This is a genomic window from Paenirhodobacter populi (assembly GCF_004022215.1).
Classification (GTDB): domain Bacteria; phylum Pseudomonadota; class Alphaproteobacteria; order Rhodobacterales; family Rhodobacteraceae; genus Rhodobacter; species Rhodobacter populi.
The window spans coordinates 155,119-166,660 of sequence record NZ_SAUZ01000012.1; the positions used below are offsets into that span (position 1 = coordinate 155,119).

At 66.9% G+C, this 11,542-nt stretch carries 6 protein-coding genes; all 6 read left to right on the plus strand.

Features of this window, described 5'->3' with window-relative positions:
* Positions 1 to 8: 8 nt before the first annotated feature.
* The 6 genes from D2T30_RS11645 (at position 9) to D2T30_RS11670 (ending at position 11,287) form a co-directional block, all read left to right on the plus strand.
* Entirely contained in the window at positions 9 to 2,429 is a 2,421-nt protein-coding gene (locus D2T30_RS11645; protein ID WP_241651251.1) for a TonB-dependent siderophore receptor, read from the plus strand.
* A 71-nt stretch (positions 2,430 to 2,500) separates the two neighbouring features.
* Complete coding sequence (locus D2T30_RS11650) at positions 2,501 to 3,454, plus strand: alpha/beta hydrolase (RefSeq protein WP_128208999.1); 954 nt, start codon at positions 2,501 to 2,503, stop codon at positions 3,452 to 3,454.
* A gap of 179 nt (positions 3,455 to 3,633) precedes the next feature.
* Positions 3,634 to 4,908, plus strand: coding sequence for an MFS transporter (locus D2T30_RS11655; protein ID WP_128209000.1), 1,275 nt, complete (start codon positions 3,634 to 3,636; stop codon positions 4,906 to 4,908).
* Positions 4,909 to 4,971: 63 nt separating this feature from the next.
* Positions 4,972 to 6,639, plus strand: a complete 1,668-nt coding sequence (locus tag D2T30_RS11660; protein ID WP_128209001.1) for an NAD(P)-binding protein — start codon at positions 4,972 to 4,974, stop codon at positions 6,637 to 6,639.
* A complete protein-coding gene (gene nifJ / locus D2T30_RS11665; protein WP_206612937.1) occupies positions 6,636 to 10,253 on the plus strand; it encodes a pyruvate:ferredoxin (flavodoxin) oxidoreductase in 3,618 nt (1,205 codons plus the stop codon). The genes D2T30_RS11660 and nifJ overlap by 4 nt, the downstream gene beginning before the upstream one ends.
* On the plus strand, positions 10,253 to 11,287 hold the full coding sequence (locus D2T30_RS11670; RefSeq protein WP_128209002.1) for a dihydroorotate dehydrogenase-like protein: 1,035 nt from the start codon (positions 10,253 to 10,255) through the stop codon (positions 11,285 to 11,287). Before nifJ ends, D2T30_RS11670 begins: the two co-directional genes overlap by 1 nt.
* Positions 11,288 to 11,542: the final 255 nt, after the last annotated feature.

The following is an 11,542-nucleotide window of genomic DNA, read 5'->3' on the forward strand; positions in this document are numbered from 1 at the left end:
AGTGGAATATGGTCAGGAAAACCGTGGCGGACCCCTATCGCGCGTGGGGCATGAGGTCGAAAAGGGGCAGGGTGCTTGCGCTTCTTCTGGCCTCGACGGTTCTGGGCGGCGTCCCGCCCCTTGGCGTCGCGCGGGCGCAGGCGCAGCAGGCCGCGCCCGGCACGATGGCGTTCCAGATCCCCGCGCAGCCGCTGTCCTCGGCCATCGACGCCTTCATCCGCCAGAGCGGCTGGCAGATCAGCTATTCGTCGGAGCTTCTGCGCGGCAAGACCTCGCCCGGCGTCAGCGGTACCCTTGCGCCCGAGGCGGCGTTGCAGGGGCTGGTGGCGGGCACCGGCGTCGCGGTGCGTCTGGGGGCGCCTGAATCCGCGGCGCTTGTCGATCCGGCGGTGGCGGATGCCGCGGCCGAACCCTCGCTCACGCTGGACACGATCGTCGTCGGCTCCAGCTATGAAACCGAGGGCACCAACAGCTACACGTCGGACCTGATCTCGGTCGGGGAAAAGTCGGTGATGTCGCAACGCGAGGTGCCGCAGTCGACCTCGGTCGTCACCAATACGCAGATCCGCAACAACAGCTACACCTCGCTGGATTCGGCGCTGAACGATGTGCCGGGCGTTCTGGTCTGGGCCAATGACGAGGGGCGGTCTTCGATCTATCTGCGCGGGTTCGAGCTGGACCGGCTCTATTACGACGGCCTGCCGATGGAGGAAACCTCCATCAACGCCACGCAGCCCGACCTTTCGACGATCGACCATATCGAGGTGCTGAAGGGCCCGGCGGGGCTGTTCAACACCGCGGGGTCGCCGGCGGGCGCGATGAACATGCGGCTGAAGCAGGCGACCCGCACCGATCCGGGCGGCTATGTCTCGGCGCAGGTGGACGGCAACGGCCGCTATCGGGGCGAGCTGGACTATGGCGGCGCGCTGAACCGCGAGGGCACGGTGCGTGGCCGTGCGGTGCTGGCCTATACCCACGGCGACGGTTTCGTCGACAAGGTGGAAAACGGCGTCACCTCGGCCTATGGCACGATCGCCTGGGACATCACGCCCGATACGCTTGCCACCTTCTCGCTCAGCCACATGGAAAAGGACATCAAGCCGTTCAACGGCCTGCCGACCTATGCCGACGGCAGCCTGATCTGGACCGATGCCGGGGCGACCACGGCGGCGGACTGGAACCATTTCGACAACAGCATCACCAATGCCGTCGCCGCGCTGGAGCACCGCTTCGGCAATGGCGCGCGGGTCAAGTTCGCGCTGCGGCAGTCGCATCATACGGCGGATTACCATTACGCCTGGGCGGGCGCCGCGGCGAATGCCGACAATACGGTCAACCGGCTGAGCTGGCTCGCGCGGGACTGGAAACACGACTCGACCGCGCTGGACGCCCATGCCGAGATTCCCTTCATGCTGGGCGGCTGGGATGGCAGCGCGATCGTCGGCGCCGACTACGAACGAAGCAAGTCGACCACCAAATCCGCGACCGGCGCGATCACCGGCAGCTGGGATCTGGACGACTGGGATGTCAGCGGCGTGGCGAAACCCACGGTCAACTGGGCCAGCATCACCCGCGCCCAGACGACGACCAAGGGGATATACGGTCAGGTCCGCATCAAGCCCACGGCGGAACTGGCGCTGATCGGCGGCGCGCGGGCGTCGTGGTATGACGACACGACGACCAACCTTTTGACCGGCAGTGCCAGCCGGCTGAAGGAAAGCGGCAAGCTGACCCCCTTCGCCGGCGTGACCTACGATCTGACGGCCTCGACGACGCTCTATGCCAGCTATTCGGAAATCTTCCAGCCGCAGTCCTATCAGGATGCGGATGGCAATACGCTGAAGCCGATGACCTCCGGGCAATATGAGATCGGCGTGAAGTCGGAATATGACGGGGTGAACCTGACGGCCGCGATCTTCGACCTGCGTCAGCGGAACGTCGCGCAGCTGGTGACGACAGGGGTCTACGAGACCGCGGCCGAGGTGCGTTCGCGCGGCATCGAGCTGACCGCCGCGGGCGAGCTTTATGACAACCTGCACCTGTCGGCGGGCTACACCTACAACGAGACCGAATACACCAAGGGCGCGGATGCGGGTGAGGCCTATTCGACCTATACCCCGCGCAACATGCTGAAGGTCGGCCTGCTGTACGACGTGACCGAAGGCCCCGCCGCCGGCTGGAGTTTCGGTGGCCAGATGCGCGCGATGACCAACTTTTCCAGCGTGTCGGGGGCGACGACGATCAAGGCGCCGGGCTATGCGGTCTTCGACCTGACGGCGATCCGCCATCTGAACGAGGACACCGACCTGCGGATCGGTGTCGCGAACGTGCTGGACAAGGACTATTACACCCGGGTCGGCTCCACCGCGGTCTTCAACTTCCGCGGTGAGCCGCGCACGCTGATGCTGGCGATGACGCATAGGTTCTGATCCGGCGGCCCGTTCCTGCCCATGACCGGAACGGGCGCGCGGTGAAACGCCATGATACCGGAGATTTCCATATGAAGCGGTTTTCCCGCAGATCCGTTCTGTGCGCCTCGGCGGCGCTTCTCTGGGCGGACAGATCGGTTGCGCAACCGGATGCGGGGCAGCGCGGCGACACCATCCCGGCCGAGGTGATCGGGGATCCACGGGTCGAGACCTTCGATCTTGGTCCGGCCGGGGCGCCTTGGCGGATTTTCGTCGGGCGTCCCCGGGGGAGGGCGCCCGCCGGGGGATATTCGGTGATCTTCGCGCTCGACGGCAATGCCTCCTTCCCGCTGTTCTGGCATGCGCGCGAGGCTCTGGCGCCCGAGGCCCCGGTGGTCATCGTCGGCATCGGCTACCCGACGCCCTACCGTTTCGATGCGGACCGGCGCTATCTGGACCTGACGCCCCTGACCCCGCCCGGGAATTTCGGCGGCCGCCGCAGCGACCGCGCCACCGGCGGGCGGAAGGTGTTTCTTGATTTCATCGAGGGGGAATTGTCGGCTGAAATCGTGCGCCGCCTTCCCGTCGATCCCGCGCGGCGCAGCCTGTTCGGCCATTCTCTGGGCGGGCTCTTCACGCTCCATGCGCTTTACGAACGGCCGCATCTTTTCAGCGGCTATATCGCTGCCGACCCGTCGATCTGGTGGAACAAGGGATCGATCCTCGCCGAGGAGGCGCGCTTCCGCGCGAACCTGACCGCCGCGCCGGTGCCGCCGATCCGCCTGCTCATGGAAAATTCCGGCGGCGAGCGGCGCGCGGCATCGGACCCGCGAAGCGATGCGGCCTTTTCCGGCAGGCTGGCGGCCGAACGTCTGGCCGGAACCGGAAGGATCGAGGTTTTCTACCGCGTCTTCCCCGATGAAACCCATCCCTCGATGCTGGGGCCGGCCATTGCCGACGGGCTGCTGTTCCACCTCGGGCACGACTTCGGCGCCGGGACGGCGGAGCGGATGCCCGTCGCGGTGGGAGGGCCTTCCGGAGAATGATCCGAAAGGCGCGGCATGAGGGCAGCGCATAGCCGGATCCCCCGCCCGGTATTTGTGCCAGATCAAGGCGGGACCGTTCCACCGCGCCGACAATGGCGGCGTTATCCGCAGGTGATGCGAATGGCATGGCGGAACGTGACGGGCCGACCGCGCCCGCCCATATCTGGAAGGTTCAGACGATGTCTGAGACAAATCCGGCCTCACGGGACCTCAACGCTGCGGAAGAGACCAGAATCGCCTTCATCGCGGCATGGCTTCTGTGCAGCCTGTTCTATTTCGTCCAATACGCGCTCCGCTCGGCGCCGGGGGTGATGCTGCCCGAACTCGGCGGCGCGCTTGCGATGAGCAATGTCGAACTGGGCACCCTGATCGGGCTTTATTACTACACCTATTCGGTCTTCGCGCTGGTCTCCGGGGCGGCGCTGGACCGGGCGGGGGCGAAATACACCGTGCCCGCCGGGATCGTCGCGGTGGCGGTGGGGGCGCTGCTGTTCGGCAGCAGCTCGGTCCTCGGGGCCGAGGCCGGGCGCCTGTTGCAGGGCGCGGGATCGGCGATGGCCTTCACCGGTGCGGTCTACCTTGCCACCCATGGGTTCCCCAAGGCGTGGCTTGCCACGGCCGTGGGCGTGACGCAGTGCTTCGGCATGCTCGGCGGGGCGGTCGGGCAGTTCGCCGTGGCGCCGGTCATCCACGGGATGATGAGCTGGCAGGCCTTCTGGGCCATCTCGGGCTTCTTCCTGCTGGTCATGGCGGTGGGCATGGCGCTGGTGACGCCGCCCGCGACGGTCGAGGAACGCACGCGCGAGGCCTGGTGGCGGCCCTATCGGGTGGTTCTGGGCAATCCGCAAAGCTGGCTGTGCGGCCTGATCGGCGGGCTTCTGTTCCTGCCCACGACGATCTTCGCCATGATCTGGGGCGTGCCCTTCCTGCGCGAGGGGCTGGGCGCGGGCTATGGCGAGGCGGTGGCGCGGGCCTCGATGGTGCCGCTCGGCTGGGTCATCGGCTGCCCGCTTCTGGGCTATGTCGCCGACCGCATGGGGCGGCGCAAGCCGGTGATCGTCGGCGGCGCGGTGCTGATGCTGCTGGCCGGGGTGCTGATCCTGTATCTGCCGGAGGTGCTGCCGCCCTATGTCGGGGGGCTGGCGCTTGGCATCGGGTCGGGCGCGGCGATGATCCCCTACACGTCGATCAAGGAACTCAATCCGGACCGGGTGAAGGGCTCGGCCACGGGGGCGATCAACTTCATCGTCTTCACCATGACGGCGGTGCTCAATCCGGGGTTCGGGCGGATCCTCGCCAGCCGCTCGGAAGGCGGGGAAATGACGCTGGCCACGTTTCAGGCGGCGGGGGCGTGGATTCTGGGGGGGATCGTTCTGGCCATCCTTCTTACAATTCCGTTGCGGGAATCGGGCACGCTCAAGGCCATTCCCGCCCATGCCGAACCTGCCCAATAGGAGAATCGCCGACACCACCCGTCTGCAACACCAACACAGCAAGGTCCTGAAAGGAACTCAGCCATGTCGGAAGCCATCAGAGATATCGGACACGCCGTAAACCTTGACGAAAGACACGCGGTCGGCGTCGTCCGAAGCAGCCATCCGGTCTATGTCGACCTGATGCCGCCGTGCAACGACGCCTGCCCCGCGGGCGAGAACATTCAGGCCTGGCTCGACCATGCGCGCGCCGGAGACTGGCACGGCGCGTGGCAGGTGATGACGGCGGACAACCCATTTCCGGCAATCCACGGGCGGGTCTGCTATCACCCCTGCGAAGGGGCGTGCAATCGCGGGTCGCTCGACGGGTCGGTCAGCATCCATGCGATCGAACGGTATATCGGCGATCTCGGCAATGCGCAGGGCTGGAAAGTCGCCCGGGCGCCCGCGACGGGGAAGAAGGTGCTTGTCGTGGGGGCCGGGCCTTCGGGTCTGTCCGCCGCGTGGCATCTTGCGGTCCGGGGGCATGGGGTGACGATCCTCGAGGCCGGGCCGATCGCGGGCGGGATGATGCGCTTCGCGATCCCCGCCTACCGGCTGCCGCGCGACATCCTTGCGCGCGAGGTGGCGCGGGTCGAGGAACTGGGCGTGCGGATCGTGCTGAACCACCCGGTGGCGGACATTCTGGCCGAACAGCGGGCCGGCGGCTACGACGCGGTCTATCTGGCGATCGGGGCGCAGGTCGGGCGGCATGTCGACATTCCCGCCCGCGACGCGGCCCGGGTGATGGATGCGCTCGACCTGCTGCGGGCGGCCAGTCAGGGGGAGAAACCGCTGCTCGGCCGCCGGGTGGCGATCTACGGCGGCGGCAACACCGCGATGGACGCCGCGCGCACCGCGCGCCGGCTGGGCGCCAGCGACGCGATGATCATCTACCGCCGCGACGCGGCCCACATGCCCGCCCATGCCTTCGAGGCGCAGGAGGCAGAGGAGGAGGGCATCACCTTCAAATGGCTGTCCTCGATCAAGGACATGACCGGCGAGAACATCACCGTCGAAAAGATGGCGATCGACGACAAGGGCAAGGTCACCCCCACCGGCGAATATGAAACGCTCAAGGCCGACAGCCTCGTGCTCGCGCTCGGACAGACGACGGATGTGGATTTCCTGCGCGGCGTGCCGGGGCTGGAATTCGCCCCCGACGGCACGCTGATCGTGGGCGAGGACATGCAGACCGGCCATCCCGGCCTGTTCGCGGGCGGCGACGTGACCCCCGCCACGCGGTCCGTCACCAATGCCGTCGGGCTTGGCAAGCATGCCGCGCGCCATATCGACGCCTGGCTGAACGGCACCCGCTGGGAACATCCGCCGCGCCATCCGCTGGTGTCCTTCGACGACCTGCACCTGCCGATCTTCGACGATGCGCTGAAGGCGAAGCAGGCGGAAACGCCGATCGAACAGCGCACCGGCTTTCAGGAGGTCATGGGCGGCCTGACCGAGGCCGAGGCCCTGCACGAGGCGGGCCGCTGCCTGTCCTGCGGCAATTGCTACGAATGCGACAATTGCTACGCCGCCTGTCCGGAGGATGCGATCACCAAGCTCGGCCCCGGGCTGGGCTATTCGGTCAACCTCTCGCTCTGCACCGGATGCCGGGCCTGTTTCGAACAATGTCCCTGCCACGCGATCGACATGGTGCCCGAAAGCGCGCCCGTCGCGGTGGCCGGTCCCTCGCTTTCGGAGGCAGTACAATGACCAGCGCCAAGATGAACCGACGGACGATGGATGCCAATACCGCCGTCGCGCGGGTGGCCTACAAGGTGAACGAGGTGGCCGCGATCTATCCGATCACGCCGTCCTCGACCATGGCGGAGCTTGCCGACGAATGGGCCGCCGCGGGGGAGCAGAACCTGTGGGGCGATATCGTCCATGTGCAGGAGATGCAGGCCGAGGGCGGTGCCGCCGGCGCCGTGCATGGCGCGCTGCAATCGGGGGCGCTGACCACGACCTTCACCGCCTCGCAGGGGCTGATGCTCATGCTGCCCAACATGTACAAGATCGCGGGCGAGCTGACCTCGACGGTGTTCCATGTGGCGGCGCGGTCGCTGGCCACCTCGGCGCTGTCGATCTTTGGCGACCATTCCGACGTGATGGCGGCGCGCGGCACGGGCTTCGCGCTGCTGAACTCGGCCTCCGTGCAGGAGGCGCAGGACATGGCGCTGATCGCGCAGGCCGCGACGCTGCAGGGGCGGGTGCCGTTCCTGCATTTCTTCGACGGGTTCCGCACCTCGCATGAGCTGAACACCCTCGACCTGCTGCCCGAAGAGGTGATGCGCACGATGATCGACGACGATCTGGTGCGGGCCCACCGGGCGCGGGCGCTCAGCCCCGAAAATCCGCGGATCCGGGGCACGGCGCATAATCCCGACACCTTCTTTCAGGCGCGCGAGGCGACCAATCCCTATTACGACGCCCTGCCCGAGATCGTGGAAAAGCTGCTCGACCGGTTCGCGGACCTGACCGGGCGGCGCTATGGGCTGTTTGAATATACCGGCGATCCGCAGGCCGAACGGGTGCTGATCGCCATGGGTTCGGGCGCCGAGACGGCCAAGGAAACGGTCCGGGCGCTGACGGCCGCGGGCGAAAAGGTGGGCATCGTGCAGGTGCGGCTCTACCGGCCGTTCTCGGCCGGGCATTTCCTTGCCGTGCTGCCGAAGACGGTGCAGAAGATCGCCGTTCTGGAACAATGCAAGGAATCCGGCGCGACGGGCGAGCCGCTGTATCAGGACGTGATCGCCTCGCTTGCCGGGGCGGTCAGCCGGGGCGACTGGCCGGCGCTGCCGCTGATCGTCGGCGGGCGCTACGGGCTGTCGTCCAAGGACTTCCCGCCCTCGATGGTCAAGGCGGCGTTCGACAACCTGATCGCCAACCGGCCGCGGAATTCCTTCACCCTCGGGGTGGAGGACGACCTGACGGGGCTCAGCCTCGGCTACGATCCGGCCTTCTCGATCGAATCGCCGCGCACGACGCGGGCGGTGTTCTTCGGCCTCGGCGCCGACGGCACGGTGGGGGCCAACAAGAACTCGGTCAAGATCATCGGCGAGGATACCGAGCTTTTCGCGCAGGGCTATTTCGTCTACGACAGCCACAAGTCGGGCGCGCAGACGATTTCCCACCTGCGCTTCGGGCCGGAACCGATCCGCGCCCCCTATCTGATCCGCGAGGCGCAGTTCGTCGCCTGCCACAAGTTCGAATTCCTCGCCCGGCAGGACATCCTGAAATATGCGGCACCGGGAGCCACTTTCCTGCTGAACGCGCCCTACGGGGCGGAGGAGGTCTGGCACCATCTGCCGAAGCCGGTGCAGCAGGCGATCATCGACAAGGGGCTGAAGTTCTACACGATCGACGCCTCTTCGGCGGCGCGCGAGCTGGGGCTGGGCTTCCGGGTCAACACGATCCTGCAGACCTGCTTCTTCGCGCTGTCGGGCGTGCTGCCGCGGGACGAGGCGATCACCCATATCAAGGCCTCGATCCGCAAGAGCTACGGCGAAAAGGGCGAGCGCATCGTCAAGATGAACTTCGCCGCCGTGGACGGGGCGCTGGAACGGCTGCACGAAGTGACGGTCCCCGCCACGGTCGATGCCGCCGCCCCGGGGCTTGCGCCGCTGGTGCCCGCCGATGCGCCGACCTTCGTCAAGGAGGTCACGGCGGTGATGTTCGCGGCCGAGGGCGACACGATCCCGGTATCCCGCATCCCGGCCGACGGCACCTTCCCCTCGGGCACCACCGCCTTTGAAAAGCGCAACGTGTCCGACACCGTGCCGGAATGGCGTTCGGATCTGTGCATCCAGTGCGGCCAGTGTTCCTTCGTCTGCCCCCATGCGGTGATCCGGTCCAAATACTACAACGCCGACCGGCTGGCCGGCGCGCCCGAGGGCTTTGCCCATGCGCCGATCAATACCCGCGGCTATCCGGACACCGAATTCACCCTGCAGATCTATGTCGAGGATTGCACCGGCTGCGGCCTGTGCGTCGAGACCTGCCCGGCATGGTCGCCGATCGAGCCGGATACCAAGGCGCTGAACATCGTCGAGAAGCTGCCGATCCTGAAGCAGGAACGCGAGAACATCGCCTTCTTCGAAAAGCTGCCGGTCAACGATCGGGCGCGGGTCGATTTCGGCAATGTCCGCGGCGTGCAGTTCCTTGAACCGCTGTTCGAATTCCCCGGTGCCTGCGCGGGCTGCGGCGAGACGCCCTATCTGCGCCTGCTGTCGCAGCTTTTCGGTGACCGGCTGCAGGTGGCGAATGCGACGGGCTGTTCCTCGATCTACGGTGGCAACCTGCCGGTGACGCCGTGGGCCAAGAACGGCGAGGGGCGCGGGCCCGCGTGGTCCAATTCGCTGTTCGAGGACAATGCGGAATTCGGTCTTGGCTACCGGCTTGCCGCCGACCAGCAGCTTGCGCTGGCGGTGAAATACCTTGGCCGTCTTGCCCCGCAGGTGGGCGAGGATCTGGCGAAGGCCATCCTCGATGCGCCGCAAAAGACCGAAAGCCAGATCCGCGCGCAGCGCGAACGGGTCGGCGCGCTGAAGGTCAGGCTGCTGGAGATGGGCGACAACGAGGACGCCAAGCACCTGCTGTCGGTGGTCGATCACCTCGTGCGGCGCTCGATCTGGATCGTGGGCGGCGACGGCTGGGCCTATGACATCGGCTATGGCGGGCTTGACCACGTTCTGGCGCAGGGGCGCGATGTCAACGTGCTCGTGCTGGATACCGAGGTCTATTCCAACACCGGCGGCCAGTCCTCGAAGGCGACGCCTTTGGGCGCGGTGGCGAAATTCGCCGCCGCCGGCAAGCGGACGCCCAGAAAGGATCTGGCGATGCTGGCCATATCCTACGGCAACATCTATGTGGCGCAGGTCGCCATGGGTGCCAATCCGCAGCACACCCTGCAGGCCTTCCGCGAGGCCGAGGCCTATGAGGGGCCGTCGCTCATCCTTGCCTACAGCCATTGCATCGCCCATGGGATCGACATGCGCAAAGGGCTGCATCAGCAGGATCTGGCCACCGCCTCGGGCTACTGGCCGCTGTTCCGCTTCAACCCGGCGCTGCGGCAGGTGGGGGAAAACCCGTTCTCGCTCGACAGTCCGCGGCCGTCGATCCCGTTCAAGGCCTATGCCTACAACGAGGTCCGCTATCAGTCGCTCGCCCGCGAGCGGCCGACCGAGGCCGAGGCCCTGGCCATCGCGGCGGAGCGCTGGATCCAGGAGAAATACATGCAATACGAGGATCTTGCCGCCCGCGACGGCGCGCGGTTCAACTATGAACTGCGCCCCGAGGATACGGTGGCCGCCGGGAAGGATATCTGATGGAACGCCTTGCAACATCCCGCCAGCCGGACCTGACCACCCATTACGCGGGCCTGACGCTGCGCAACCCGATCGTCGCCTCGCCCTCGCCCGAGAACGCCCATCTGTCATGGCTCAGGCGGCTGGACGCGGCGGGCATCGGGGCGGTGGTCCTGCCCTCGCTGTTTCAGGAACAGGTCGAGGCGCAGGAACATGCCGTCTCGGCCATCCTCGCGCAGGCGCAGGACAACAACCCCGAGGCGCAAAGCTATCTGCCCCCCTCGGTCACCGGCCCCTATGGCGTCGGGCCCGAGGAATACCTGACCCTCATCCGCAATGCGAAAGAGGCGCTGTCCGTCCCGGTGATCGCCAGCCTCAACGGCTCCTCCGTGGCGGGCTGGGTCGAATATGCGGCCGAGATGGAACGGGCGGGGGCCGATGCGCTGGAGCTGAACATCTATTACGTTCCGGTCGACATCACCCAATCCGGAGAGGAAATCGAGGCGCGCTACCTGCGCGTTCTCGAGGCCGTGCGGAAACAGGTCAAGCTGCCGGTCATCGTCAAGATCCCGCCGTTCTTCAGCTCGGTCGGGCATATGGCGGCGCGGCTGGTCGCGGCGGGGGCGAACGGGCTGGTGATCTTCAACCGCTACATCCAGCCGGATATCGAGCTTGGCCGGCTGCGCCTGTCGCGCCGGCTCGAACTGTCCGGCCCGGCCGAGATACGCCTGCCGCTTCTGTGGACGGCGGTTCTGGCGGGGCGGGTGAAGTGTTCGCTCGCCGCATCGTCGGGGGTCGAGGGGCCGGACGAGGTGGTGAAGTTCCTGCTGGGCGGCGCCGATGTGGTCATGACGACCTCGGCCTTGCTGCGCCACGGACCCGAACATGTGACGGTGCTGCGCGACGGGCTGTCGGACTGGCTCTCGGCGCGCGGTCTGGCCTCCGTATCGCGGATCCGCGGGGTGATGAGCAAGGCCCGCCTGCGCGAACCCGGCGCCTATGAGCGGGCGAACTACATCCGCCTGATCGAGACCTACAGCGCCGAGCACGGCTGAGGCGGGGGCCGTCCGGCCGTATCCCGGCCGGGCGGGATCCTCTCGCGGTTGCCATGATGGCGAGCACCCCCCGAGGAGTCGCGCCTTGAGGTTTCAGGCTTCGGGCGCCGCGCGTCCGAGGCGGTTTGCGATGTTTGCGATGAGTTGTCCGAGGGTTTCTTGGACCTCTGGTCTGGCTTCCGCGCTGGTGAGGGAGATGGCGATGCCGGCGAGGGGTTTTTGTGCGGCGTTGAGGACGGCGGCGCCGAGGCAGAT

Excerpts from the sequence above, each read along its gene's own strand:
- D2T30_RS11655 (WP_128209000.1), top strand. The coding sequence starts at position 3,634 with ATGTCTGAGACAAATCCGGCCTCACGGGACCTCAACGCTGCGGAAGAG.
- nifJ (WP_206612937.1), top strand. The coding sequence starts at position 6,636 with ATGACCAGCGCCAAGATGAACCGACGGACGATGGATGCCAATACCGCC.
- D2T30_RS11660 (WP_128209001.1), top strand. The coding sequence starts at position 4,972 with ATGTCGGAAGCCATCAGAGATATCGGACACGCCGTAAACCTTGACGAA.
- D2T30_RS11645 (WP_241651251.1), top strand. The coding sequence starts at position 9 with ATGGTCAGGAAAACCGTGGCGGACCCCTATCGCGCGTGGGGCATGAGG.
- D2T30_RS11670 (WP_128209002.1), top strand. The coding sequence starts at position 10,253 with ATGGAACGCCTTGCAACATCCCGCCAGCCGGACCTGACCACCCATTAC.
- D2T30_RS11650 (WP_128208999.1), top strand. The coding sequence starts at position 2,501 with ATGAAGCGGTTTTCCCGCAGATCCGTTCTGTGCGCCTCGGCGGCGCTT.